General features: G+C 74.1%; 24 protein-coding genes. 14 read left to right on the top strand and 10 right to left on the bottom strand.

Annotated features, from left to right (window positions below; translation table 11 throughout):
• Positions 1 to 15 precede the first annotated feature (15 nt).
• Positions 16 to 972: a LysR family transcriptional regulator gene (locus ACQEVB_RS31225; RefSeq protein WP_432979175.1), complete on the top strand. Its 957-nt coding sequence runs from the start codon at positions 16 to 18 to the stop codon at positions 970 to 972.
• A gap of 5 nt (positions 973 to 977) precedes the next feature.
• Here ACQEVB_RS31225 and ACQEVB_RS31220 read toward each other — a convergent pair whose 3' ends face one another.
• Positions 978 to 1,532 carry a CGNR zinc finger domain-containing protein gene (locus ACQEVB_RS31220; protein ID WP_432979172.1) on the bottom strand — a complete coding sequence of 185 codons (555 nt, stop codon included), beginning with the start codon at positions 1,530 to 1,532 and terminating at the stop codon, positions 978 to 980.
• 52 nt (positions 1,533 to 1,584) lie between these two features.
• Between ACQEVB_RS31220 and ACQEVB_RS31215 the strand changes: the two genes are divergently transcribed.
• A complete protein-coding gene (locus tag ACQEVB_RS31215) occupies positions 1,585 to 2,427 on the top strand; it encodes an alpha/beta fold hydrolase (RefSeq protein ID WP_432979169.1) in 843 nt (280 codons plus the stop codon).
• Between the two features lie 59 nt (positions 2,428 to 2,486).
• On the opposite strand, the gene ACQEVB_RS31210 is transcribed toward ACQEVB_RS31215, so the two are convergent.
• The gene (locus tag ACQEVB_RS31210) at positions 2,487 to 3,815 is read right to left on the bottom strand and encodes an MFS transporter (protein WP_432979166.1); all 1,329 of its coding nucleotides are present in this window, start codon (positions 3,813 to 3,815) and stop codon (positions 2,487 to 2,489) included.
• A gap of 87 nt (positions 3,816 to 3,902) precedes the next feature.
• Here ACQEVB_RS31210 and ACQEVB_RS31205 point away from each other — a divergent pair, with 87 nt between their 5' ends.
• Positions 3,903 to 4,772 carry a PaaX family transcriptional regulator gene (locus ACQEVB_RS31205; RefSeq protein WP_432979163.1) on the top strand — a complete coding sequence of 290 codons (870 nt, stop codon included), beginning with the start codon at positions 3,903 to 3,905 and terminating at the stop codon, positions 4,770 to 4,772.
• Positions 4,773 to 4,841: 69 nt separating this feature from the next.
• On the opposite strand, the gene ACQEVB_RS31200 is transcribed toward ACQEVB_RS31205, so the two are convergent.
• On the bottom strand, positions 4,842 to 5,282 hold the full coding sequence (locus ACQEVB_RS31200) for a MarR family winged helix-turn-helix transcriptional regulator (RefSeq protein WP_432979160.1): 441 nt from the start codon (positions 5,280 to 5,282) through the stop codon (positions 4,842 to 4,844).
• A 35-nt stretch (positions 5,283 to 5,317) separates the two neighbouring features.
• Between ACQEVB_RS31200 and ACQEVB_RS31195 the strand changes: the two genes are divergently transcribed.
• The 7 genes from ACQEVB_RS31195 (at position 5,318) to ACQEVB_RS31165 (ending at position 13,283) form a co-directional block, all read left to right on the top strand.
• On the top strand, positions 5,318 to 6,118 hold the full coding sequence (locus ACQEVB_RS31195; RefSeq protein WP_432979157.1) for a crotonase/enoyl-CoA hydratase family protein: 801 nt from the start codon (positions 5,318 to 5,320) through the stop codon (positions 6,116 to 6,118).
• Positions 6,115 to 8,124: an acetoacetate--CoA ligase gene (locus ACQEVB_RS31190; protein WP_432979154.1), complete on the top strand. Its 2,010-nt coding sequence runs from the start codon at positions 6,115 to 6,117 to the stop codon at positions 8,122 to 8,124. Before ACQEVB_RS31195 ends, ACQEVB_RS31190 begins: the two co-directional genes overlap by 4 nt.
• Positions 8,121 to 9,029 carry a 3-hydroxyacyl-CoA dehydrogenase NAD-binding domain-containing protein gene (locus tag ACQEVB_RS31185; protein WP_432979151.1) on the top strand — a complete coding sequence of 303 codons (909 nt, stop codon included), beginning with the start codon at positions 8,121 to 8,123 and terminating at the stop codon, positions 9,027 to 9,029. The genes ACQEVB_RS31190 and ACQEVB_RS31185 overlap by 4 nt, the downstream gene beginning before the upstream one ends.
• A gap of 9 nt (positions 9,030 to 9,038) precedes the next feature.
• Complete coding sequence (gene couO / locus ACQEVB_RS31180) at positions 9,039 to 9,908, top strand: 4-hydroxyphenyl-beta-ketoacyl-CoA hydrolase (protein ID WP_432979148.1); 870 nt, start codon at positions 9,039 to 9,041, stop codon at positions 9,906 to 9,908.
• A gap of 156 nt (positions 9,909 to 10,064) precedes the next feature.
• Positions 10,065 to 10,613, top strand: a complete 549-nt coding sequence (locus tag ACQEVB_RS31175) for a MarR family winged helix-turn-helix transcriptional regulator (RefSeq protein WP_432979145.1) — start codon at positions 10,065 to 10,067, stop codon at positions 10,611 to 10,613.
• A 91-nt stretch (positions 10,614 to 10,704) separates the two neighbouring features.
• Positions 10,705 to 11,667 carry an MBL fold metallo-hydrolase gene (locus ACQEVB_RS31170; RefSeq protein ID WP_432979142.1) on the top strand — a complete coding sequence of 321 codons (963 nt, stop codon included), beginning with the start codon at positions 10,705 to 10,707 and terminating at the stop codon, positions 11,665 to 11,667.
• Positions 11,667 to 13,283, top strand: coding sequence for an FAD-dependent monooxygenase (locus ACQEVB_RS31165; protein WP_432979139.1), 1,617 nt, complete (start codon positions 11,667 to 11,669; stop codon positions 13,281 to 13,283). The genes ACQEVB_RS31170 and ACQEVB_RS31165 overlap by 1 nt, the downstream gene beginning before the upstream one ends.
• 74 nt (positions 13,284 to 13,357) lie before the next feature.
• On the opposite strand, the gene ACQEVB_RS31160 is transcribed toward ACQEVB_RS31165, so the two are convergent.
• The 3 genes from ACQEVB_RS31160 to ACQEVB_RS31150 are packed head-to-tail and all read right to left on the bottom strand — an operon-like array spanning position 13,358 to position 16,804.
• Complete coding sequence (locus ACQEVB_RS31160; RefSeq protein WP_432979136.1) at positions 13,358 to 14,335, bottom strand: polyprenyl synthetase family protein; 978 nt, start codon at positions 14,333 to 14,335, stop codon at positions 13,358 to 13,360.
• On the bottom strand, positions 14,335 to 15,753 hold the full coding sequence (locus tag ACQEVB_RS31155) for a family 2B encapsulin nanocompartment shell protein (protein ID WP_432979133.1): 1,419 nt from the start codon (positions 15,751 to 15,753) through the stop codon (positions 14,335 to 14,337). Before ACQEVB_RS31155 ends, ACQEVB_RS31160 begins: the two co-directional genes overlap by 1 nt.
• Before the next feature lie 46 nt (positions 15,754 to 15,799).
• Positions 15,800 to 16,804, bottom strand: a complete 1,005-nt coding sequence (locus ACQEVB_RS31150) for a hypothetical protein (protein ID WP_432979130.1) — start codon at positions 16,802 to 16,804, stop codon at positions 15,800 to 15,802.
• Positions 16,805 to 17,071: 267 nt separating this feature from the next.
• Between ACQEVB_RS31150 and ACQEVB_RS31145 the strand changes: the two genes are divergently transcribed.
• Both ACQEVB_RS31145 and ACQEVB_RS31140 read left to right on the top strand, forming a co-directional pair.
• Positions 17,072 to 17,833 (top strand): hypothetical protein, encoded by a 762-nt coding sequence (locus ACQEVB_RS31145; protein ID WP_432979127.1) that lies wholly within the window; start codon positions 17,072 to 17,074, stop codon positions 17,831 to 17,833.
• A gap of 13 nt (positions 17,834 to 17,846) precedes the next feature.
• A complete protein-coding gene (locus ACQEVB_RS31140) occupies positions 17,847 to 20,024 on the top strand; it encodes a terpene synthase family protein (protein ID WP_432979125.1) in 2,178 nt (725 codons plus the stop codon).
• 2 nt (positions 20,025 to 20,026) lie between these two features.
• On the opposite strand, the gene ACQEVB_RS31135 is transcribed toward ACQEVB_RS31140, so the two are convergent.
• From ACQEVB_RS31135 to ACQEVB_RS31125, 3 genes are all read right to left on the bottom strand, one after another.
• Positions 20,027 to 21,901 (bottom strand): TIM barrel protein, encoded by a 1,875-nt coding sequence (locus tag ACQEVB_RS31135; protein ID WP_432979122.1) that lies wholly within the window; start codon positions 21,899 to 21,901, stop codon positions 20,027 to 20,029.
• Positions 21,902 to 22,000: 99 nt separating this feature from the next.
• Positions 22,001 to 22,306: an AzlD domain-containing protein gene (locus tag ACQEVB_RS31130; protein ID WP_432979119.1), complete on the bottom strand. Its 306-nt coding sequence runs from the start codon at positions 22,304 to 22,306 to the stop codon at positions 22,001 to 22,003.
• Positions 22,303 to 22,992 (bottom strand): AzlC family ABC transporter permease, encoded by a 690-nt coding sequence (locus tag ACQEVB_RS31125; protein WP_432979116.1) that lies wholly within the window; start codon positions 22,990 to 22,992, stop codon positions 22,303 to 22,305. The genes ACQEVB_RS31130 and ACQEVB_RS31125 overlap by 4 nt, the downstream gene beginning before the upstream one ends.
• A 48-nt stretch (positions 22,993 to 23,040) precedes the next feature.
• Between ACQEVB_RS31125 and ACQEVB_RS31120 the strand changes: the two genes are divergently transcribed.
• On the top strand, positions 23,041 to 23,586 hold the full coding sequence (locus tag ACQEVB_RS31120) for a CGNR zinc finger domain-containing protein (RefSeq protein ID WP_432979113.1): 546 nt from the start codon (positions 23,041 to 23,043) through the stop codon (positions 23,584 to 23,586).
• A 13-nt stretch (positions 23,587 to 23,599) separates the two neighbouring features.
• Here ACQEVB_RS31120 and ACQEVB_RS31115 read toward each other — a convergent pair whose 3' ends face one another.
• Positions 23,600 to 24,496, bottom strand: a complete 897-nt coding sequence (locus tag ACQEVB_RS31115; protein ID WP_432979110.1) for a zinc-binding dehydrogenase — start codon at positions 24,494 to 24,496, stop codon at positions 23,600 to 23,602.
• Between the two features lie 102 nt (positions 24,497 to 24,598).
• Here ACQEVB_RS31115 and ACQEVB_RS31110 point away from each other — a divergent pair, with 102 nt between their 5' ends.
• The gene (locus ACQEVB_RS31110; protein WP_432979107.1) at positions 24,599 to 24,994 is read left to right on the top strand and encodes a winged helix-turn-helix transcriptional regulator; all 396 of its coding nucleotides are present in this window, start codon (positions 24,599 to 24,601) and stop codon (positions 24,992 to 24,994) included.
• Positions 24,995 to 25,047 lie beyond the last annotated feature (53 nt).

The following is a 25,047-nucleotide window of genomic DNA, read 5'->3' as shown; positions in this document are numbered from 1 at the left end:
ATATAGTCTGCGCGAATGGATCTGCGCGCGCTCGAGTGCTTCCTCGCCGTCGCGGACGAGGGCTCGATCAGCCGTGCCGCCACCGCGCTGCACATGACCCAACCGCCGTTGACCGTCCGGTTGCAGGCCCTCGAACGCGAGCTGGGCGTCGCGCTGCTGGTCCGGCACGGGCGCGGCGTGGACCTGACGGCGGCCGGGCGGCTGCTCGCCGAGCGCAGCCGCCGCCTGCTCGCCGAGCTCGCCGCCACCACCGACCTGGTCCGCGCCGTCGGGACGGGCACCCGCGGCACGCTGCACGTCGCCGTCGGGCACACCGTGTCGCCGCGGCTGCTGCCGCACCTCACCGACAGCACGACGCTCGGCCCGGACCTGGACCTCGTCATCGCCGAGGCCGCCGACGTCGACGTGGTCGAACGGGTCCACCGGCGCGACGCGCACGCCGGGCTCCTGCATCTGCCGCCCGTCGCGCCCGGTCGCGTCCGGCACGTGCAGGGACGGGCACGCGGGCTGGAGGTCGCCGTCGTGGCCCGCGAGCCGCTGGTCGCCGTCCTGCCGGACGGGCACCCCGCGGCGGCGGCCGACCGCGTCGACCTCGCCGCGCTGCCGGACGCCCGTGTCGTCCTGTCCGAGGCCGCCGGCGAGGGGTTCGCCGCGCACGCCCGTGCCGCGTGGGAGGCGGCGGGCAGCACAGCCGGCGCCCGGCGCGAGGCCGGCTCGGTGATGCAGGCGCTCGCGCTCGTCGAGGCCGGCGCCGGGGTCACGCTGCTGCCCGCCCAGTACGTGGCGCTCACCTGGCAGGGGCTGGTCGCGCGGCAGCTGCGCCAGCACACCGCCGTCGTCGAGACGGCGGCGCTGTGGCGCCCGGACGAGGACTCCCCGGTGCTGCGCCGCTTCCTCCGCGCCGCCCTGTCGACACCCGAGCCGGACGTGCTCGGGCCGCAGTTCCTGCGGAACGGGCCCGGCGCCGGCTGAGCGTCCTACCGGCGCGCGTGGTGGCGGCTCGCCTTCGCGCGGTTGCCGCAGCGGCGCATCGAGCACCACTGCCGGTTGTGGGCGGGTGAGCGGTCGACGAACCGCAGCCCGCACCGTTCGTGCGCGCAGACCCGCACCTGCGCGCGCGCCCCGCCGGCGACCAGCGCGACGGCGTCGGCCGCGAGGACGGCCAGTGCCAGCTCCGCTCCGTCGGCGGGGGGAGGGAGGTCGGCGTGCAGGCGGCCCGTCTCGTCGAGCCGGAGCCGGGCGGGCGGCGGGACGGCGCGGCGCGCCCACGCGTCGACCAGCGCGACGTCCTCGACGCGGGGACGCTCGTTGCGCAGCACGCGGTCGATCGCTTCGCGCAGCTCGCGGGCCGCGGCGAGCAAAGCCGGGCCGACCTCCGGGACGCCGTCGACGAGCTGGGCGGCCTGCAGCCATCCGGCGAGGTCGGCCGGCGCGACGAGCAGCTCGCGCGGCGCGGCCGACCAGCGCTCGCGGAGCGTGTTGACCAGGTCGAGGCACGGCCGGCCCCCGTGCCAGATCCAGTCCTGTGCCATGGCGTCATCCTCCTGCTAGCGTCTAACCACCTTAGAGGGTTAGGGAGGCGGGATGGGTCAGGTCGCCGTCGTCGACGGGTTGCGGGTGCACTACGAGCGCGCCGGGTCCGGTCCGCCGGTGGTGCTGCTGCACGGCTGGCCGCAGACCTCGCATTGCTGGCGCCACATCGTGCCGCGACTCGCCGAGCGGCACACCGTGATCGCGCCGGACCTGCGGGGTTACGGGCTCACCGACAAGCCCGTCGGCGGTTACGACAAGCGCACGATGGCCGCCGACGTGAGCGGGCTGGTGCGGGCGCTGGGGTTCGACCGCGTCTCGGTGGTGGGGCACGACCGGGGCGCGCGGGTGGCGCATCGGTGGGCCCTCGACCGTCCCGACGAGGTCGACCGGCTCGTGCTGCTGGACATCGTGCCGACCCGGGCCATGTTCCGCCGCGACATGACCGTGGCCCGTGGCTACTGGCACTGGCTCTTCCACCTGCAGCCCGACCTGCCGGAGCTCCTCGTCGGCGACCGCGTCGAGGAGTACCTGCGGTGGTTTTTCGAACGTTGGACGCTCGACCGCCCGCGGGTCGAGGAGGCGATCGAGCACTACGTCACGGCGTTCCGCCGCCCGGGCGCCCTGCGGGCGGGCTTCGACGACTACCGGGCCACGTTCCCCGACGACGTCGACCTCGACGACGCCGACGCCGAACAGGGCAACCGGGTGCGGGTGCCGCTCCTGGTGCTGTGGGGTGCGGCGGGCCTGCCGGCGGGCATCCCCGTGGTGGACGTCTGGCGGGAGTACGCCGACGACGTCACGGGCGAGGCGCTGGCCGGGTGCGGACACTTCGTGCCGGAGGAACGGCCCGACCTGCTCGTCGAGCACCTGCGGGGATTCCTAGGGGGTGGGTGACGTCGCGCGACCGGGCCGGCCCCACGCCCCGGCCCCGCCGCGCACGTCGAGGACCCCGGCTACCGCGCGCCCTCCGGCCGCTGGTGGGCGCCCGCCGCGAGGGTGGGGGAGTCGTCGGAGAGCGCCGACGTGCCGGTCTCCCCGAGCAGCTGCACGCAGCCGACGGTGAGGAGGCAGCACGCGGCGATGACCAGCGAGACCACGAGGCTGCTGCCCGTGGCCGCACCGATCGCGGCGAACACGAGCGGGGCGAGCCCGGCGCCGATCCCGGCCAGCTGGTAGCCGAGCGACGCCCCGGTGTAGCGGACGTGTGTGGGGAAGAGCTCCGAGTAGAGCGCGGCCATCGGCCCGTACATGGCCGTGTGGATGATCCCCTGGCCGACGACCACGGCGACCAGCAGCAGGAGGAACGACTTGGAGTCGATGAGCGGGAAGATCGCGAACGCCCACAGCCCCATCGCGATCGCGCCGGCCACGACGACGGGTCGGCGGCCGATCCGGTCCGACAGCGCGGAGAAGGCCAGGATGCCCACCGCGGCCACGACCGAGGAGATCGTCAGGGCGTTGAGCACGGTGGGCTGCGGGAATCCGGCCCGGACCGCGTAGGCGATCACGAAGACCGTCAGCGTGCCCTGCGCGACGAACGCGCCGAGGCCGACGCCGACCGAGAGCAGAAGCGCGCGCGGCTGGGTGCGCAGGACCTCCACCAGCGGCATCGTGGCGCGCCGCGACTCGTCCCGGAAGACCGGCGTCTCCTCGACGCGGCTGCGCACGAACAGCCCGATCACCAGCAGCACCGCGCTGAGCAGGAACGGGATCCGCCAGCCCCACGCGATCAGCCCCTCCTTGCCGGCGATCGCCCCGACGACGCTGAGGGCAAGGGTGGACAGCACCATCCCGCTGGGCGCCCCGGAGAGGGTGAAGCTCGCCCACAACCCGCGGCGTGAGGTGGCGTGCTCCGCGGAGATCAGCACGGCGCCGCCCCACTCGCCGCCGATGGCGATGCCCTGCAGGATGCGCAGCACGACCAGCAGGATCGGGGCCCAGACCCCGATCGTCGCGTACGAGGGCAGCAGGCCGATGAGCACGCTGACCACGCCCATGACGGTCATCGTCACGACGAGCGTGCGTTTGCGGCCGATCCGGTCGCCGTAGTGGCCGAAGATCGCGGCGCCGAGCGGGCGCGCGATGTAGCCGGCCACGAGCGTGCCGAAGCTCGCGATGACGCCGGTGGCGGGGTCGACGTTCGGGAAGAACACGGTGCCGAACACCGCGGCCGACGCCGTGGCGTACAGCAGGAAGTCGTAGTACTCGATCACGCTGCCCAGGTAGCTCGACGTCACCGCACGCCGCAGCTGGGTGGGGGAGTGATCGGCGGGTGCGGACATCGCTGGGCCTCTCTGCCGGGCGTGCTCCTGCCGTTCTGTGCTGCCGGACTTTAGGCATATGCTCGACGACCGTCAATGAAGTGCCCGATGTTGATCGCGGCTACGCTGCGCGGCGTGGAGGAGCCGGTCAACGGTCCGCGACCGCAGGCGATCCTGCTGACGTTCCTCGGCGGCTACCTGCTCGGTCGGGGCGAGCACGTCGCGATGAGCAGCCTCATCGCCGTGCTGGCCGGCGCCGGTGTGTCGGAGCACGCGACCCGCTCCACCGTGAGCCGCATGGCCCGCCGCGGCCAGCTGCGGCGGGTGCGCCGGGGCCGGCAGGTCTACGTCGGCCTCACCCCCACCTCGCGCGCGATCCTGCGCGACGGCGACCGGCGGGTGTGGCGCACCGACGTGGTCAACCCGCGCTGGGACGGCACGTGGACGCTGCTGTCGTTCAGCCTGCCCGAGTCGTGGCAACGCCAGCGCAACGCGCTGCGCTCGCGCCTGCTGTGGGCCGGGTTCGGCCCGCTGCAGGGCGGGTTGTGGGTGACACCGGCGCCCGTCGACGTCCAGGAGGTGTGCGCGGGGCTCGAGGCCGCCGTGCACGTGCGCGCCTTCACCGCCCGCGCGCTCGAACCTACCGACGTCGCCGAGATGGTGCGTGACGCGTGGGACCTGCCGGCGCTGGCCGACCGCTACCGCGCGTTCCGGGCGCGCTGGACGGGGGAGCGGCCGGTGCTGCCCGACCCGCTCGCGGCGCAGATCGTGCTGCAGGCGGACTGGCTGGACGTCATCCGGCGCGACCCGCGGCTGCCCGCCCAGCACCTGCCGCCGGACTGGCCGGCCGTGCCCGCCCAGCGGCTGTTCCGCGAGCTCTACGCCGAGCTGGACCAGGGTGCCCGCCGCGTCGCCCGTGACGTGCTCGACGTGATACCCGACGAGGAGGCGGCCGGCGGAGAGGTCGTCCGTGGTTGACACGGTCGGGGTCCGCGTCGCATCCTCCCGATATCAGGATTCCTTACATTGGGAGCGCGGATGGGTGGATCAGACGGGCGCGTCGGTGGTGAGCGCGGCGCGGCAGCGGTTGAGCACGTCGTGCAGCTCCTCCCGCTCGGCAGCGGAGAGCCGGCCGATCATCCGCTGCTCGACGGCGGCCACCGGCTCGCTCAGCTCGGCCAGCAGCTCCCGGCCGGCATCGCTCAGCGAGATCGCGATCCGGCGGCCGTGCGCAGGGTCGCTGCGGCGCGTGATCAGTCCGCGCCGCTCCAGGGCGGCGACCAGGTCCGTCATCGTCTGGGCCGTGACGAACGAGTGCCGGGCCAGCTCGGCCGAGGTCATGCCGTCGCGGCGGGCGAGCACCGTCAGCGCCGTGTACTGCTGGGTGGTGACCCCGGTCGGGCGCAGCACCTCGTCGAGGCGCGCCCGCACCGCCAGCTCGACCTGCTTGACCGCGTAGAGCAGCGACGGCCGGTCCGTTGTGGTCACCCGGTCCACCTCCCGATCGTGAAGGAGCGCCGCTCGTGACCCCGCCCCAGGCAGTCCTGCCGGCTGTGCTGCCCCCGTCGCTCGCCACCGAGCGGCACGGCGACGTGGCGGTGCTGCGGCTCGCCCGCGCGCACAAGCGCAACGCCCTCGACGACGCCACCGTACTGGGCATCGAGACGTTCTTCGCGGCCCTCCCCGGCGACGTGCGCGCCGTCGTCCTCGACGCGGCGGGCGAGCACTTCTCCGCGGGTCTGGATCTCGGCGAGCTCGACGAGCGCGACGCCGTCGAGGGCATGCACCACTCGATGATGTGGCACCGCGTCTTCGAGCGCATGGAGCGCGGCCGGGTGCCGGTGGTGGCCGTGCTCAAGGGCGCGGTGATCGGCGGCGGGCTGGAGCTGGCGGCCGCCGCGCACATCCGGGTGGCCGAGCGGTCGGCCTACTACGCGCTACCCGAGGGCCAGCGCGGGCTGTTCGTCGGCGGTGGCGGGTCGGTGCGCGTGCCGCGGCTGGTCGGCGTGCATCGGATGACCGACATGATGCTGACGGGTCGGGTGCTCGACGCCGACGAGGGCCACGCCGCCGGGCTGTCGCACTACCTCGTCGACGCAGGCGAAGGTCTCGCGACGGCGCTGGAGCTGGCCCGGCGGATCGCCGGGGTGTCGCCGATGACGACGTTCGCGGTGCTGCAGGCGCTGCCGCGGATCGCGGAGATCGGCCCGTCCGAGGGATATCTGTTGGAGGCGTTGATGGCGGCGGTCAGCTCGTCGAGCACGGAGGCGCAGGACCGGATGCGGGCGTTCCTGAACGGGCGCGGGCCGAAGGTGCGGCCATGAGCGAGCTTGCGAGCGAATCATCGACGCAGCCGGCCCCGCTCCTGCGGCCCGTCGCCCCCGACGCCCGCGAGCGCAGCGAGGTGGGCGCGTTCCTCGGCTGGCTGGAGCAGCGCCGGGAGCTGCGGTTCGCCGACTACGACGAGCTGCACCGCTGGTCGGTGACCGATCTGGACGGGTTCTGGTCGGCGGTGGCGGAGTACTTCCAGGTCCGCTGGCACGTCCCGCCGACGGCGGTGCTCGGGCAGCGCACGATGCCGGGTGCCACCTGGTTCCCGGGCAGCACGCTGAACTACGCCGAGCACGCGCTCGGCCTGGCGCGAGGCGACCGTCCGGCTCGTCCCGACGACGAGCCGGCGCTGCTGGGGCGCTCGCAGACCCGCCCGCCGGTCGACGTGACGTGGGCGCAGCTGCGCGACCAGGTGGCGCGGGCCCGGGCGGGGCTGCTGCGGCTGGGGGTGCGGCGCGGCGACCGCGTCGTGGCGTACCTGCCGAACATCCCCGAGACGGTCGTGGCGTACCTGGCGACGGCGAGCATCGGCGCGATCTGGGCGGTGTGCGCGCCGGAGTTCGGGCCCCGCTCGGTGGTCGACCGGTTCGCGCAGCTGGAGCCGGCGGTGCTCCTGACGGTCGCCGGCTATCGCTACGGCACGAAGGACGTGGACCGGTCGGCCGAGGTGGCGCAGGTGCGCGCCGGCCTGCCGACCCTGCGGCACGTGGTCGACGTCCCCTACCTCGGTGGGCCGGTGCCGGACGCCGTGAGCTGGGACGACCTGCTGGCCGAGCCGGCCGAGCTGGCGTTCGACGCCGTCGAGTTCGCGCACCCGCTGTGCGTCCTGTTCTCCTCCGGCACGACCGGGATACCCAAGGCGATCGTGCACGGGCACGGCGGCCTCCTCGTCGAGCACCTGAAGAACCACGGGCTGAGCTGGGACCTGCGGCCCGGCGACCGCATCCAGTGGTTCAGCACGACCGCGTGGATGATGTGGAACGCGCTGGTCTCGGCGCTGCTGACCGGCTCGTCGGCCGTCCTGCTCGACGGGAACCCGGGCCATCCCGATCTGGGGGAGCAGTTCCGGCTCGCCGGCGAGGTCGGCGCGACGCTGCTGGGCGCCAGTTCGGCGTACGTGATGGGCGCGCGGGCGGCCGGGGTCGTGCCGGGTGCGCTCCCGGCGCTGCGGCAGGTAGTCGTCGCCGGCAGCCCGCTGCCGGCCGAGGGCTACCACTGGCTCGACGAGCAGCTCGGCCCGGACGTCGCGATCAACGTCGGCAGTGGCGGCACCGACGTGTGCACCGGGATCGTGCAGGGCGGTCCGCTGCAGCCGGTGTGGGTGGGCGAGATCTCCGGTCCGTGCCTGGGCGTGGCGGCACAGGCGTTCGACGAGGACGGGAAAGCCGTCGTCGGCGAGCTGGGCGAGCTGGTGATCACGGCGCCGATGCCGTCGATGCCGGTGGCGTTCTGGAAGGACCGGCCGGTCACCGAGGAGGGCTCGCGCTACCGGGAGACCTATTTCTCCGCCTACCCCGGGGTGTGGTGCCACGGCGACTGGACGCGGTTCCTGCCCACCGGCAGCTGCGTGATCGCGGGCCGCTCCGACGCCACCCTGAACCGGGGCGGCGTGCGGCTGGGCACGGCCGAGTTCTACGAGGTCATCGAGGAACTGCCGCAGGTCGTCGACTCGCTCGTGGTGCACCTGGAGGACCCCGCGGGCGGCATGGGCGAGCTGCTGGTGTTCGTGGAGCTGGCCGAGGGCGTCGTGCTCGACAACGCGCTGCGCACGAGCATCGGGCGCGCCCTGCGCGACGCCCGCTCGCCGCGGCACGTGCCCGACCGAGTCGTCGCCGTGCCGGCCATCCCGCGCAACCGCACCGGGAAGAAGCTGGAGCTGCCGGCCAAGCGGATCCTGCAGGGCCGCCGGCTGGAGGACGTGGCGAGCCGCGAGGTGCTCGCCGTGCCCACCGCGCTGGACGCGTTCGTGGAGCTGGCGGCGGAACGGACGGGCTCGTGACGACCGTCGCCGCCAGAGTCGCGATCGTCGGCACCGGGGTGATCGGGGCGAGCTGGGCCGCGCACTTCCTGCGCCACGGGCTCGAGGTCGTCGCGTCCGACCCGGCGCCGGACGCCGAGGAGCGGCTGCGGGCCGACGTCGCCGGGATCGGGGCGGACCAGGCTCGGCTGCGGTTCGTCGCCGACCCGGGCGAAGCCGCGGCCGCGGCCGACTTCGTGCAGGAGAACGGGCCGGAGCGCGAGGACGTCAAGCACGCGGTGATCGCGGCGCTGGACGCCGCCGCCCGGCCCGAGGTGGTGATCGCCAGCAGCTCGTCCGGGCTCCTGCCCAGCGTGATCGCCCGCGGTGCGGCGGCGCACCCGGAGCGGGTGCTGGTCGGGCACCCGTTCAACCCGCCGCACGTGATCCCGCTCGTGGAGGTCGTGCCGGGGGAGCGGACGTCCGAGGCGGCCGTCGAGGCCGCGCTCGCGTTCTACACCGCGATCGGGAAGCGGCCGATCCGGCTGCGCCAGGAGCTGCCCGGCCACATCGCCAACCGGCTGCAGGCCGCGCTGTGGCAGGAGGCGTACTCGCTGGTGGAGCGCGGAGTGGCGAGCGTCGCCGACATCGACACCGCGATCTCGCACGGCCCAGGCCTGCGCTGGGCGGTGCTCGGCCCGTTCGCCAACCAGCACCTGTCCGGCGGTCCCGGTGGACTCGCGCACGTGCTGGAGCACCTCGGCCCGCCCACCGAGCGCTGGTGGCGCGACCTCGGCAGCGTCACGCTCACCCCGGAACTCGCCGCCACCCTCGTCGCGGGCGTGGACGAGGAGCTGGCCGGCCGCGACCCGGCCGCGCTCGCCGCCACCCGCGACGCCGTCCTCGACCAGCTGCTCGCCGCCAAGACGAGCCACGACCTGCCGTAGGGAACCGCCATGCCGCTCGACCTGGACGCGATCACCGCCATCGACGTGCACACCCACGTCGAGCAGGACTCCCACGGCTGCTTCGCGCTCGACCAGGAGCTGCTCGACGCATCGGAGAAGTACTTCCACGCCGGGCAGGACCGCACCCCGACGGTGGCGTCGATCGCCGAGCACTACCGCGCCCGCAACCTCGCGGCCGTCGTGTTCACCGTCGACGCACCGGCCGGCACCGGGCAGCCGCCGCTGTCCAGCGAGGAGATCGCAGCGGCCGCGGCCGAGCACGCTGACGTGCTCATCCCGTTCGGGTCGGTGGACCCGCACGGCGGCAAGGCGGCCGTCGCGCGGGCGCGGCGGCTGGTGACCGAGCACGGCGTGCGCGGGTTCAAGTTCCACCCGAGCATGCAGGTGTTCGAGCCGAACGACCGCGACTTCTACCCGCTCTACGAGGCGATCGCCGAGCTCGGCGTGCCGGCGCTGTTCCACACCGGGCAGACCGGCATCGGCGCTGGCCTGCCCGGCGGGCGCGGCATCAAGCTGCGCTACTCCAACCCGCTGTACCTCGACGACGTCGCCGCCGACTTCCCCGAGCTGACCATCGTCATGGCGCACCCGTCGGTGCCGTGGCAGGACGAGGCCATCTCGATCGCCACGCACAAGGCCAACGTCTACATCGACCTGTCCGGCTGGTCGCCGAAGTACTTTCCGCCCCAGCTCGTGCGCGCCGCGAACTCGCTGCTCAAGCGGAAGGTGCTGTTCGGCTCCGACTTTCCCGTCGTGACCCCGGACCGCTGGCTCGCCGACTTCGCCGCCCTCGACCTGAAGGACGAGGTCCGCCCGCTGATCCTGAAGGAGAACGCGATCCGGGTGCTGGGGCTGTAGGCGTGGTGGCGGCGGCCCGTCGCTGACCGACCTCACACACCGCTGGGCCCGTTCACACACGTCCGAACGTGTGTGAACGGGCCCGACGATGTGTGACGTCACCTTTCCGGCGGCCGTGCCGACGTCCACGTGCCGCGCGGCTCCTACGATGGCTCGGTGGTCCAGCCCGATCGGGGCGCCGGTCCGGCCGCGGACGGCTTCCTGGCGTTCACCGAGGTCGCCCTCGACCGGACGGCGGAGCGGCTGCCCGGCACCGACCGCTCGGCCATGACGATGGTGCTCCTCCTGCACCGGGTGGCGAGCAGCGTCGTCTACGACCTGGAGTCGACGGTCCACCGGCCGGCGGGATGGAGCTGGTCGGCTTTCCGGCTGCTCTTCGCACTGTGGGTGGGCGGGCCGCAGGAGGCGAGCGGGGCCGCGCGGGTGGCCGGGATGAGCCGCGCCGCGGTCTCCGCGCTGGCGAAGACCCTGCACGCGGCCGGCCTGGTGGACCGGGCGCCGGACGACCGCGACCGGCGCGGCGTGGTCCTGTCCCTCACGCCGACCGGTGCGGAGCGGCTGGAGGCGGCGTTCCGCGCGCACAACCAGCGGGAGGCGGAGTGGGCGGCCCTGCTCACCCCTGACGAGCTGGACGTGCTCAACACCGTGCTGGGCAAGCTCGCGAAGGCCGCGCAGGTCCAGGACTGGGTGAACCACCGCTTCTGAGTTGTGACGGGCGTCACTGGCGTTCATGGTGGCGGGGCTCTACGGTCCCAAAGTAATCAAACCTTTGATTTGTTCTCGGGAAGGACGACCCGTGGCCAAGCCGTTCGCCTCCTCCGCCGACACCGCCGCCAAGGAGCAGACCCTCGAGGTCCTCGCCGACGGCGTCTACGCGCTGACCGCCGAGGGCGATCCCAACATCGGCGCGATCGAGGGCGAGGACTTCCTCGTCTGCTTCGAGGCGCTGGCCACCCCGGTCGCCGCCCGCAAGTGGCTCGCCGTGCTGCGCGAGCACACCGACAAGCCGGTCCGCTACCTGGTGCTCAGCCATTACCACGCCGTGCGGGTGCTGGGCGCCAGCGCGTTCGACGCCGAGACGATCGTCGCGCACGAGATCACGCGGCAGCTCGTCGCCGAGCGCGGCAAGCAGGACTGGGAGTCGGAGTTCGCCCGGATGCCGCGGCTGGCCGAGGGCGCGGACTCGGTGCCCGGCCTGACCTGGCCGACGCTGACGTTCGCCGACCGGCTCACCATCGACCTCGGCGGCGACCGCGGCGAGCTGGTGCTGCAGTACCACGGCCGCGGCCACACCGAGGGCGACATCACCGCGTGGCTCCCGCGGCACCGCATCCTGTTCGCCGGCGACCTCGTCGAGGCGCAGGCCGCGCTCTACACCGGCGACGCGTTCCACCGCGACTGGGCGGGCGCCACCCTGGACCGCGTGCAGGCGCTCGGCGCGGAGCAGCTCGTCGGTGGGCGCGGCGCGGTGAGCCGCGGCCGCGCCGAGGTGGACGCGGCGATCGCGCAGACCCGCGGCTTCCTGCAGGTCATGATCGAGCGGGTCGGCGCCGTCCAGCAGCGCGGCGGCACGCTCAAGGAGGCGTTCGAGGCCACCCACGCCGCACTCGTCGACGACTACGGGCACTGGCCGATCTTCGAGCACTGCCTGCCCTTCGACGTCTCGCGCCTGTGGGACGAGCTGTCCGGCATCGAGCGCCCGGTCATCTGGACGACCGAGCGTGACCAGGAGATCTGGGCCCAGCTGCAGGAGGACTGATGTCGGGCACCTGGCCGCACGGCCCGGTCGGCGTCCTCGGCGCCGGCCCGGTCGGGCAGACCACCGCCCTGCTGCTCGCGCGGTGGGGCATCCCGACGGTCGTCCTCGACCAGCGCCCCGCGCGGGACCGGATCGGGTCCAAGGCCATCTGCCAGCAGCGCGACGTCCTCGACATCTGGGAGGCCGTCGGCGCAGGCCGGCAGATCGCCGACGAGGGCCTCACCTGGACCACGGCGCGCACCTTCCACCGGGATGCCGAGCTGTTCGCGGCCGGGTTCGCCGACCCCGGCCGTCCGGCGTTCCCGCCGTTCGTGAACCTCTCCCAGAGCCGCACCGAGGAGATCCTCGACGAGCGGATCGCCGCCCAACCGCTCGTGAACGTCCGGTGGGGCCACCGCGTCGAGGAGCTCGCGCAGGACGACGAAGCGGTGGTGCTGCGCTGCGCGACCGGCTCGGGCCCGGTCGAGCTGCGCGTGCCGTGGCTGGTGGCCTGCGCCGGCTCCCGCTGCGACGACCTGCGCGCCCAGCTCGGCGTGACCTTCGACGGGCACAGCTTCGACGACCGCTTCCTGATCTGCGACATCCGCGCCGACCTGCCCGGCTGGGCCACCGAACGGCGGTTCTACTTCGACCCCGGGTGGAACCCGGCCCGGCAGGTGCTGATCCACCCGTGCCCGGACTCGACGTTCCGCATCGACTGGCAGGTCCCGGCCGACTACGACCTGGACGCCGAGGTCGCGTCCGGCGCCCTGGACGCGCGAATCCGGCAGATCATCGGCGAGCGCGACTACGAGATCGTCTGGAAGTCGGTGTACCGCTTCCACTCGCGGCTGGTCGACCGCATGCGCTGCGGCCGCGTCCTGCTCGCGGGCGACGCGGCGCACCTGGTCTCGCCGTTCGGCGCCCGCGGGCTCAACTCCGGCGTCGCCGACGCCGAGAACGCGGCCTGGAAGATCGCCTACGTCGGGTACGGCTGGGCGCCCGACGCCCTGCTCGACACCTACCACGACGAGCGGCACGCAGCCGCCGAGGAGAACCTGGCGGTCACCACCGCGACCATGGACTTCCTCGTCCCGCAGGACGCCGAGCAGGCCCGCCACCGCGCCGAGGTGCTGGCGGCCGCCGCCACCGACCCGGAGAGCCGGGCGCGCGTCGACTCCGGGCGGCTGGCCGAGCCGTTCTGGTACGTCGACTCCGCCCTGACGACCGCGAGCGGCGACCGGCCGTTCCGCGGCCGGCCACCGCGCGGGCAGGTGCCGGCCCCCGGCCCGGGGGTGCTGCTCCCCGACGCGCCCGTCACGATGCCGGACGGCCGGCCTGGCCGGATCCGCGCCCTCGCCCGCGACGGCTTCCTCCTGATCACGACCGGCGGGGTGGACCTCGACGCGGTGCGGGCGGCGGCGAGCGGCGTGCCCGGCCCCGTCCGCGTCGTCTCCCTCGCCGACCTCGACACCGACGGCGCGCTCGGCGCGGCGCTCGACGCGCGGCCGGGGGAGATCTGGGTGGTCAGACCGGACGCACACGTCGCCGCGGTGCTGGACGACCCCGCGCAGGTCGCGGCCGCCCTGCGCCGCGCGGCCGCGGCCGGGGCGCGGCCGACCTCACACACCGTCTGACCGACAACCCGCGCGAACGGCACACCAGCGCACTTTCGGCCGGCCGAAACTACCGTGGTGTGCCGTTCGCGCGGTCACGAACGCCGCTCCGTCACCCGCCGCGCCAGCGCCAGCAGGTCGGTGGGATCGCCGGAACCGGCGGCGCGGATCCGCTGCACGGCGCGGTCGCGCAGCTCCGCGATGCGGTCGTGGCACCACGCCTGCGCTCCGCTGGCGGCGACGAGCTGGGCGGCGGCCCGGGTGTCCAGTTCACCGGTCCCGGCGTAGCGCGCCGCCAGTTCGGCGCCCGCCGGGGTGCCGGAGGTCAGCGCGGCGACGACCGGGATGGTCTTCTTGCGCCTGGCCAGGTCGGCGCCGACCGGCTTGCCGGTCACGGCGGGGTCGCCCCAGATGCCCAGCAGGTCGTCGACGATCTGGAAGGCCAGGCCCAGCTCGCGGCCGGCCCGCATCAGCACGCGCACCCGTTCGGGCTCGGCGCCCGCGAGGATCGCGCCCAGCGCGGTCGAGCAGCCCAGCAGCGCGGCGGTCTTGCCGTCGGCCATGGCCAGGCACTCGTCCAGGGTGACGTCGTTGCGCTCCTCGAACGCGAGATCGGTGAGCTGCCCGTCGATCAGCTCCTGCACCGCCGCGGCCAGCACCGTCGCGGCGGCCCCGTGCGGGCGCAGCAGGTCCAGCGCAAGCGTCAGCAGCGCGTCACCGGCGAGCACGGCCGGGCCGACCCCGAACACCGTCCACGCCGTCGGACGGTGCCGGCGGGTGCGGTCGCCGTCCATGACGTCGTCGTGCAGCAGCGAGAAGTCGTGCACCAGCTCGACGGCCACCGCGGCCGGCACCGGGTCCCCGCGGCCGCCGGTGGCCCGCGCCGCGGCCAGCACGAACGCCGGCCGGATGGACTTGCCGGCCGGCGCGTCGGCCGGCGCGCCGTGCTCGTCGAGCCAGCCGCGGTGGTAGCCCGCGACCGTGCGGGCGGGCGCCGGCAGGGTGTCGACCGCCGCTCGCAGGGCGGCGCGGACCGTCGCCGCCGTGGCCGGTCCGGCCTCGATCGCGGTCATCAGCCTTCCCGGCCCGTCTCTCGCCCCGTCTCCACACCCTCCAGCACGGCCAGCGCGTCCGGCACCAGCACGGCGGCCGAGAAGTAGGTGCTGACCAGGTAGGAGATCACGGCGCGCTCGTCGATGCCCATGAACCGCACGTTCAGCCCGGGCTGGTACTCGTCGGGCAGCCCGGTCTGGTGCAGCCCGACGACGCCCTGGTTCTCCATCCCCGCCCGCACCAACAGCACGGAGCTGGTGCGCGCCTCGCTCATCGGGATCTTGCTGCAGGGCAGCACCGGCACACCTCGCCACGCCGGCACGCGGTGCCCGGCGAGCTCGATGTTCTGCGGGTAGATCCCGCGCCGCGAGCACTCCCGACCGAACGCGGCGATCGTGCGCGGGTGCGCCAGGAAGAACGTCGGCTCCTTCCACACCACGGCCAGCAGCTCGTCGAAGTCGTCCGGGGTGGGTGGGCCGCTCGTGGCGTGCAGCCGGTGCCCGAGATCGGCGTTGTGCAGCAGCCCGAAGTCGCGGTTGTTGACCAGCTCGTGCTCCTGGCGCTCCTTCAGCTCCTCGACGGTGAGCCGCAGCTGCTGCTCGGTCTGGTTCATCGGCTTGTTGTAGAGATCGGCGACGCGGGTGTGGACGCGCAGCACGGTCTGGGCCACCGACAGCTCGTACTCGCGCGGGCTCTGCTCGTAGTCGACGAACGCCGTGGGCAGCTCCGGCTCGCCGACGTGCCCCGCGGCGACCTCCACGGCCGCCTCACCGGCCGGGTTCTGCGCCCGTTCCCCCTCCACCAGCCTCAGCTGGATGTGCTGGCGGAGGCCACCCGCCTCGCCGTTGAGCGCGTCGAAGCTCTCCCGGCTCAGCGTCAGCACGGTCGCGGCGGTGACCGCCTTGACCGTCTCGTCCCAGGTCCGGCCGCCGTCGGCGAGGACGCGGCCACCGAAGTGGTCACCGTCGGCGATCACGCCCAGCACCCGCTCGTCGCCGTACGGGCCGATGCCGATGCGCTGCAGCCGGCCGTGCGCCACGAGCACCACCTGGTCGGCGGGGTCCCCGGCCCGCACCAGCACGTCACCCGGGGCGAACTCGCGCTGCACGAAGCGGCCGGCGAGCGTGGCGAGCACGGCCTCGTCCTCGTAGCCGCGCAGCAGCGCCAGCTCACCCAGCTCGCGCGGGATCACCCGCACCTGCGCCCCGGTCGTCACGAACTCGACCCGCCCGTCGCCCACCGTGTAGGTGAGCCGCCGGTTCACCCGGAACACGCCACCGTCGGCCTGGACCCAGGGCAGCATCCGCAGCAACCACCGCGACGTGATCCCCTGCATCTGCGGCGCGGATTTCGTCGTCGTCGCCAGATTGCGCGCGGCCGCCGTGTCGAGGCTCGTGCGGGCGTTCTCGGAAAGCGGATCGATCTCGACGGCGGTCATTGAGGTTCACCATTTCTCGTTCGGTGGAACGGGTCGGTAGCGGTTCTCAACGGATGCGGAGAACGGCGGACAGCGCGCCCACGGTCACGGTCATCACGAACACCCCGAGCACCGCGACGAGCGCCGCGGTGCGCAGCGGCGCCGCCATCGGACCCTCCCGCGGCGCGGCGTCGGGGCGGACGTTCGGGCGTGGTGCGGAGCTCGTCCCGGGCGCGGGGTGGAGCGGTGCGGGCGCGAGTTCGGCCCGGCTCGTGGACGGGCCGGTCGCGGTCGGCTCGGCCGGTGCTGGCCGGGCGTTCGCCGGGGCTGGTGCAGCGGGTGCTGCAGATGGCGCAGGTGCAGGTGCTGCCGGTGCCGGTGCTGGTGGTGCCGCCGGTGGTGGTTGAGCCGGCGGTGGCGCCGGCGCAGCGCGGGGCGCCGGCTCCGGGATCGGCGCCGGCACGGGCGCCGGCGCGGCGGGCGGCGGTGGTGCCGGCTGAGGTGCCGGTGGTGGCGCCGGCTGTGGCACCGGCTGCCGGACCGGCGGCGGTGCGGGCAGCAGCACCGGCGCGACCGGCTGCGGAGGGCTGATCGGCGCAGGTGGCGGGGCCGGAGCGGCCGTGACGGAAGGTGGTGCCGGTGCCGGCTGCTGCCGAGGCACCGGCCGGCGGGCCACGGGCAGCGCGACCCACGCCGATCCGCGCACCTCGGCGAGCTTCCACCTCCCCACCGCGGTGGCCTCGACCCGGCTGCGGTCCGCCGGTACCCGGCCCGTGCACTGCCGGACGGCGGACTCCTGCGGGTGCAAGGTCGGGACGAGCCACCTGCAGCCGGCGCCGAGGTCGCCGCGCACGCGGAGGACGACGACCGTGTCCGGACCGTCGTTGGTCACCCGGACGGTCTGGACGAGCTCTCCCGGCACCGACGACGACGGCTCGACGAAGGTGGAGACGAGCAGGCGCGGCGCGGTCGAGCGCGGCTCCGCGAGCGCCGGCGCCGGCACCAGCAGCAGGCACGTCGGCGCGGCCACGAGCAGGGCCAGCACGGCGGCGAGGCGCTGTCGGCACGGCACGATCCCCCCTCGTCCGCGTCGGCGACGCGCTCCCGTCCGGCATGATCAATCATTTAAGAGTGACGAACGATTGATCATGGTTTCCTCTTCCGGGTGTCATTCGTAACGGGAGGGGAGTCGACCCGTACAGCCGTATCCATTGGTAGCCACCCGATCGAGCTACGCGTGACCCGATCTGCTGGACCCGACTACGCTGGGTGCCCTAGCGTCTGGCGGCGACCACTGTTTTGAATCGGTATTTCCGCGTTTCATTTCCAGGAGTCCGCCGTGCTCGCATTCCTGCTGCTGGTCGTCGTCCCGGCGCTCGTCGCCGCGGGTGGCGCCCACCTGTTCGGCCGACGCGCAGCCGTCGCCGACGGCGAGCGCGACGGCGACTCCGTGTCCTACGTCGGCGGCATCGTGTCGGCGCTGTTCACGGTGGTGCTCGCGTTCTTCGTGGTGTTCGCCTGGCAGGCCTCGGCCGACGTCGAGGCGTCGTCCGGCACCGAGTCCGACGCGCTGCTGGACCTGTTCTGGCAGGTCGAGGCGCTGCCCGCCGCGCAGCGCGTCGCCATGCAGGACGTGGTGGCGCAGTACACGCGGCAGGTCGCCGACACCGAGTGGCCGATGCTGGCCCGTGGCCAGTCCGACCAGCGGGCGGCCGAGCTGCTCGACAAGCTGCGGACCGATGTCGGTGCGCTGCCCGTCGACGGCGGAGTCAGCGAGGCCGTGCGCGAGCAGGGGATGGCCGACCTGCGCCAGATCGCCGATGCCCGCCGGGCCCGCGTCGGCTCGGCGACGGACGGCGACCCGTTCACCACCGTCCTGCTCGTCGGCACGCTGGTGGGTGGCGCGCTCACCATCGCGTTTCCGCTGCTCGCGGGTATCAGCGCGCGCCCGGGCAACATCGTGATCATGGGCCTGCTCGGGCTGGTCGTCGGGCTCACCCTGTTCGTCGCCGTCGAGCTGGCCTACCCCGTCGGCGGGCTGTTCGGAGCGGAGCCGGGGGCCTACCTCGGCGCGCTCACGGAGATGTCCACAGCCGACTGAGTCGAGGAGCGTCATGCCGCAGGCCTTCCGGCTGCCCCGGTTCTACCTGCCCCATCCCGCCCGCCTGAACCCGCACCGCGACCGCGCGCTGGAGCACAGCACGGCGTGGGCCCGCGAGATGGGCATGCTCGACGCGCCGACGCCGTCCGGCGGTCTCGTCTGGGACGAGGCCGCGCTGCGCGCCATGGACTACGGGCTGATGTGCGCCTACACCCACCCCGACTGCGACGGGGAGATGCTGGACCTGATCACCGACTGGTACGTGTGGGTGTTCTTCTTCGACGACGACTTCGTCGAGCGGTTCAAGTACTCCCGCGACCGCGCCGGGGCTGCGGCGTACCTGGACCGCCTGGAGCGGTTCATGACCGCACCCGGTGAGGCGCCGCCGGAGGTGACCAACCCGGGGGAGGCGGGCCTCGCGGACCTGTGGGCGCGCACCGTGCCGGCGATGTCGGACGGGTGGCGGCAGCGGTTCGTCACCAGCACCCACAACCTGATGGTCGAGTCGCTGTGGGAGCTCGACAATATCGACGAGGGCCGCATCGCCAACCCGATCGAGTACGTGCAGATGCGGCGGCGCGTCGGCGGGGCACCGTGGTCGGCGAACCTGGTCGAGGTCGCCATCGGCGCGGAGGTGCCCGACGCGGTCGCCGCCACCCGGCCCCTGGAGGTGCTGCGCGACGCGTTCGCCGACGCCGTCCACCTGTGCAACGACCTGTTCTCCTACCAGCGGGAGGTGCAGGTCGAGGGGGAGAACTCCAACGCCGTGCTGGTGTTCGAGACCTTCCTCGGCTGCCCGACGCAGGAGGCGGCGGACCTGGTGAACGACCTGCTCACCTCGCGCATGGTGCGGTTCGAGGACGTCGCACTGCGCGAGCTGCCGGCCCTGCTCGTCGAGCACGGCATCGGCCCCGCCGAGCAGGCCGGCGTCGCGGCGTACGTGCACGGCGTGCGCGACTGGTACGCCGGTGGCTACGAGTGGCACGCCGCGTCGAGCCGATACATGAACGCCGGCATGGCGCCCTCGATCGTCCTGTCCGGGCCGACCGGGCTGGGTACGGCCGGGCTGCAGATCGGCCCCGGGGTGCGCCGCCGCGTCCGCGACCACGCCCGGCCACCATTCCCGCAGGTCGGGCACCTGCCGCTGCCCGCGCTGGACATGCCGTTCACGCACCGGACGAGCCCGCACCTCGCCCGCGCCCGCCGGCACGGCGTGGCGTGGGCGGAGGAGATGGGCTTCTTCGACGTGCCCGGCGTGTGGGACCGGCGCCGCTACCTCGGGTTCGACCTCGCCCACTGCGCGGCCATGATCCACGCCGACGCGACCCCGGAGCAGCTCGACCTGTCCACGGACTGGCTCGCCTGGCGCACGTTCGGCGACGACTGGTTCCCCGTCGTGTACGGCGCCGACCTCGCGGCGGCGAAGGCGGCCGTCGACCGGTTCCCGCTGTTCATGCCGCAGGACGGCGAGCCGGTGCCGCCGCCGGCGACCGCGCTGGAGCGCGGTCTGGCCGACCTGTGGCGGCGGACCGCCCCACGGATGCCGGCGGCGGCGCGTCGCAGGTTCGGGCGCGCTGTCCAGGACATGACGTCGAGCCGGCTGTGGGAGCTGGCCGACGAGGCCGAGCGGCGCGTGCCCGACCCGGTGGACTACGTCGAGATGCGCCGGCGCACGTTCGGCTGCGACCTGACGATGAGCCTCGGCTGCCCCGATCTCGTGCCGCCCGAGCTCTTCGCCAACCGGGTTCTGCACGAGCTCCACACCGCGGCGCAGGACTGGGGGTGCTTCCTCAACGACCTGTTCTCCTACCAGAAGGAGGTCCAGTTCGACGGCGAGCTGCACAACATGGTCGTGGTCGTCGAGACGTTCCTCGGGGTGGACCGCTACCTCGCCCGCGACGTCGTGGCCCGGCTGATGGACGCGCGGATGGCGCAGTTCCGCCGGCTGTCCACCGACGGCATCCCGGCGATGGTCGCCGAGCTGGGTCTCGACGACGACCTGGCCGAGCGCGTGCGCCGGCACGCGCGGCACCTGGAGGACTGGATGGCAGGCATCCTCGAGTGGCACCGCACCTGCGTGCGCTACGCGGAGGCCGATCTGTACGCGGACCGCGCCGCTTGGTCGCCGCCTGCCGGCCCGGTGCCGCGGCCATCGGCCCTCTCCGGGCTGGGGTCGATCGTGCCGGGCTGAGGTCAGCGGGACCCCGAGCCGGCGGAGCGAGCCGCCTGCTGCCTCGCCAGCCGCTGCCGGCGGTGGGCGGCCATGCGGACGGGGGCGTCGGTCCAGCCGTAGCCCTCGTGGGTGCCGGTGCGCTGCACGAGGGCGATGAACAGCCGCCCGCCCAGCACCTCGGTGCAGACCTGCCGGTAGGTGCCGTCGGGGGTCTCCTCGTGGAGCACGCCGAGGTCGCGGTAGGCGGCCAGCCGTTCCGCCGGGATGTCGAGCCGGGCGGCGAGGTCGGCGTAGTAGTTGTCCGGGATCGCCAGCAGCGGGGCGCCTGCGGCGCGGGCGGCCCGGGCCGCCTCGACGACGTCGTCGACGGCGAGCGCGACGTACTGCGGCTCGGACACCCCGGGCGCCCACTCGCCGCGGCGCAGCAGCGAGACGGTGAGCGCCAGCCGCACGCGGCGCTGCTCCTCGACGACCGCCCGGCTGCGGACCAGGCCGAACGGTGCCGCGAACTCGCCGGTCGCCGCTGGTCGCAGCCCGAGCACCGTCCGGTAGAAGAGGGCGGCCTCGTCGAAGTGGTCGAACGGCTGGGCGAGGCCGACGTGGTCGATCCCGGTGACCCCGATGCCGTCGGCGCGTTCGCCGGTCGGCACGAAGTCGGTCGTCCAGTCGGTGCCCTCGACGGCGTTCGCGCCCGAGCGGCAGAAGAACACCGCGGTGCCGTCGGGGGCGGTGACGGCGGCGAGGTCGGCTTCTGCCGATCCGTGCTCGCGCGGCAGCCGCGGCGCGTTCAGGCGGGCGGCGCGCCGGGCCGCGGCGGGCGGGTCGGCCGACTCTACGGCGAGCGCGGCGATGGCGACCGGGCCGCCCGAGCGGTTGACGAGGATCCGCGCGTCCCCCTGCTCCCAGCGCTCGACGGGCTTGGTGCGGTGCGTGCCGGTGCGGGCGAACCCGAGCGCGGCGAGCACCGGGTCCAGCGAGCGGTCCGCGGACAGCTCGACGAACGCGTGCCCGCGCAGCTCGGGGGCCGGCTCGCCGACCGGGTCGACGACGGCCGCGCCCCGCGCCGCGGTCGCCTCGGCCAGCGCCAGCAGCGAACGGTGCGCGTCGACGGCGGCCCGGCCCGGGTCGGCCTGCCGGAAGACGTCGTTGAACACCTCCAGCGACCACGGCCCGGTGTACCCGGCGGCGACCACCGGGGCGAGGAGGCCGGGCAGGTCGAACGCGCCCTGGCCGGGGAAGAGCCGGTGGTGGCGGCTCCACTGCAGCACGTCCATCGACAGGTGCGGCGCGTCGGCGAGCTGCAGGAAGAACAGCTTGTCGCCGGGGATGTCGGCGATCGCGGCGGGGTCGGAGCCGCGGGAGAGGATGTGGAAGCTGTCCAGGCACAGACCGAGCGCCGGGTGGTCGGCCTGGCGCACCACCTCCCAGGAGCGCTGGTAGGTGTGCACGTGCCGGCCCCACGCCAGCGCCTCGTACGCCACGCGCAGCCCGTGCGCGGCGGCGCGGTCGGCCAGCACGCGCAGCTGCTCCGCGAGCTGGTCGACGTCGGCGACGGCGTCCGGGGCCACCGACGAGCAGACGAGCACCGTGTCGGTGCCGAGCGCCGTCATCACGGAGAACGTGTGCTCGGCGCGTCGCAGGCTCGCCGCGAACCGTTCGGGGTCGGTCGAGTCGAGGTCGCGGAACGGCTGGTACAGGTCGATCGACAGGCCCAGGTCGGCGCAGCGCAGCCGTACCTCGCCGGGTGGCATGGGCGAGGCGACGAGATCGGGTTCGAAGATCTCGACACCGTCGAAACCGGCCGCCGCGGCGGCCGCCAGCTTGTCCTCCAGCGCGCCGGACAGGCACACCGTGGCGATCGCGGTGCGCGGTGGCGCAGCGGGTTCAGGCGACACGGTCGGCGAGCCTGGTGCGGAACCGGTGGTCCTGTGGCATCTCTACGGCTCCCTCGGCCAGACGGTGTGGACCGGACAGCTACTTCTACCCGGCCGAGATCAGACGAGGAACCGCAGCAGGGCGGTGACCCCGACGCCGACGAGGATCGCCACCAGCGCCGGCGCCCGCAGCAGGTACGCCACGACGATCACGGCCAGCCCCCCGCACAGCGTCCAGTCGACGGCGGCCCAGCCCGCACCGGCGATGTCGGTGATCACCAGGCCGGCGAGCAGGGCGGGCGCCAGCAGCGCGATGACCGCCGGAACGGGATCGGGCAGCTCGCGGTCGCCCAGCACCGCCGGGCCGATCGCCTTGAAGGCGACCGTGATGGCGGCGACGAGCCCGATGGTGATCCACAGCGTCATGACTCTGCCGTCCTCGCCTTCCGCTTCCCGCGCACGCCGATCGCCGCTGCGGCCGCGGAACCGATCAAGGCCGGCCCCGGTGCGGTGACGAGCAGCAGCCCGGACGCGATCACCCCGCCCAGCACGCCCGCCCCGAGCGCCTGCCGGGACCTGCGCAGCTCGTCGAGCAGCAGGACGACGAAGAAGCCGGGGAAGACCAGGTCGAGCCCGAAGCGCTCGACGATGTCGGGCGGGGGTGCGGTCAGCACACCGACCGCGCTACCCAGCACCCACGCCGGGTACTGGGTGATCCCGGCCCCGAACAGCACGTCGCGGTCGTACACGCCGTTGCCCTGGTGCGCGGCGAGCCAGGGTGCGTCGGCGAGTGCCTGCGCCTCGAAGCCGCGCCGCAGCGGGCCCCCGTGCAGCGTGCTGGCGACGCTGATCCCCATCGGCACGTAGCGCGCGTTGATCAACGAGGCGGCGCCGACCGCGAGCGCGACCCCGCCACCGCCGGCGAGAGCGGTCGCGATGGCGAACTGCGCGGAGCCGGAGAACACCAGCGCCGAACAGACGACGGGCGCGATCGGCCCCCAGCCCAACCGCTGGGTGAGGGCGCCGAACGTGACCCCGAGGACGAAGGTCGCCACGCCGATCCCGGCACCCACGCGGATGCCTCTGCCGAATCTCTCCCAGAACCGACCCATCACCGCAAGCTAACATCCGTAGATGCTTACGGCCATTAGGAGCGTCCGGTGAGTGAGATCTGGCGCGGCTACGAGTTCATCGGCGGCCACGTCGTCCTCGACCTGGTCAACACCCTGTCGTGGCGCCGTGACCAGGCCCGTCTGCGCGACCGGCTGACCGACGACGGCTTCCGCGCCGAGTGGCTGGAACGGGTCGGTCTGGCGCCGGATTCGTCGCTCGCCGACCTGGCGTCCCTGCGCGAGATCCTCTTCCGCGTCCTGACCGAGCCGGAGCCGGCCCGGGCCGACCTCGCCGGGCTGCAGCGCTGGGTCCTCACCGCCCAGCGCCGTGCCCGCATCGCGACCGCCGTCCCGCTGCGGTGGGAGCTCGACCCGTCCGCGCCGGCCGTGCTGGTGCTCGCTCTCGCGGCCGAGGAACTGCTGCGCTCACCGGAGGCCGCGCGGATCCGCGAGTGCGAGGGCACCGGCTGCGGCTGGTTGTTCCTGGACAGCAGCCGCAACCGCAGCCGCCGGTGGTGCAGCTCGGGTGACTGCGGCAACCGCGAGCGGGTGCGCCGGCACGCGCAGCGGCAGCGGGTCATCCGGTCCGGGTAGCTGCGACGTCAGGTCATGGCTCGAGCAACCACCGGCCGCGCTGCCCGCCTGCGGACACCTGCTTGTACGCCGACTCGGCCTCGGCGAGCGGCACCCGGCCCGCCACCCGCAGCTCCAGCACGCCGGCGGCCGCGAGGCGGAGCAGCCGCGCGAGCCGGGCGCTGTCGGTGCGCACGCTCTCGATGCGCACGTCGATGCCCCGCTCCGGCGCGGCGAGGACGGCCGCCGGCGGGGCGACGAAGATGCCGCCGTCGCGGAGCGCGGCGAGCGCCGGCCCGTGCAGGACGGCTCCGTCCAGGACGGCGTCGAACCGCGGCCCGGGCAGCTCCGTCACCAGCTCGCGGGCGCCCGCGCGCAGGACGAAGTCGCGGTCGCCAGGGCGGGCCAGCCCCGTGACCGCCCAGCCGGCCCTGGCGGCCAGGGCGACGGCGTACCCGCCGACGGAACCGGCGGCCCCCGTCACCAGCAGGGTCCGCCCGTCGGCCGGGCCCAGGCGCTCCACGAGCACGGCGGCGAGGGAGCCGTTGAGCGGCAGGGACGCGGCGGCCACCGGGTCGATGCCGTCGGGGAGCCGGGCGGCGGTCGCGGCCGGGACGATCGTCTCCTCGGCGGCTGCGCGGACCGGGGCGGCGATGTCGGGGTGCAGGGCGGCGATCTCGTCGCCGACCGCGACGTCGACGACGTCCGTGCCGACGGCGGTCACGGTTCCGGTGACCGAGAAGCCGAGTCCGACCGTGCCGGTGAGGCCGAAGATGGCGCGGGCGACCCCGGCCACGACGAGGGTGTCGACGAGGTCGACGGAAGCGGCGCGGACGCGGACGCGCAGGTCGGTGGGGCCGAGCTGGGGGAGTGGCGTGCTGCGCAGGATCGGCACGGGCACACCGGGGTCGGACACGAGGGCGAGGGTCATGGCGGCACTCCTCAGTTCTGGACTGTCGCACTCACCTTGGGTGACCTACTCTCTGCTGGGAAGACAGCACTTCAACGTGGGTTGGGCACCCGGAGGTGAGCCATGAGCAGCGGAGTCGACACCGACGCGGCGCCGGTCAGGTTCGACGCGTTCTCGGCGGAGTGCCCGAGCAGGCGACTGCTCGACACCATCGGCGACAAATGGGCGAGCCTCACCATCGTCGCGCTGGGCCTGAACGGCCGGCTGCGCTTCTCCGAGCTCGCGGCGCGCATCGAGGGCGTGAGCCAGAAGATGCTCACCCAGACCCTGCGCAACCTCGAACGGGACGGGTTGCTGACCCGTACGGTCACGCCGTCGGTCCCGGTCCGCGTCGACTACGAGCTGACCCCGCTGGGCGCGTCGCTGCTCGGCCCGATCAGCCACCTCAAGGCGTGGGCCGAGGAGCACATGCCCGCCGTCGACGAGGCGCGGGCGGCCTACGACCGGTCCCGCTCCTGACATCCCGACGTCACACAGCTGGCGGCCACCGCACACAGGTTGCAACCTGTGTG

This window comes from Pseudonocardia sp. CA-107938 (assembly GCF_050936315.1).
Lineage (GTDB): Bacteria > Actinomycetota > Actinomycetes > Mycobacteriales > Pseudonocardiaceae > Pseudonocardia.
Note: the sequence above shows the minus strand (reverse complement) of the source record. Positions and strands in the feature narration are given on the sequence as shown.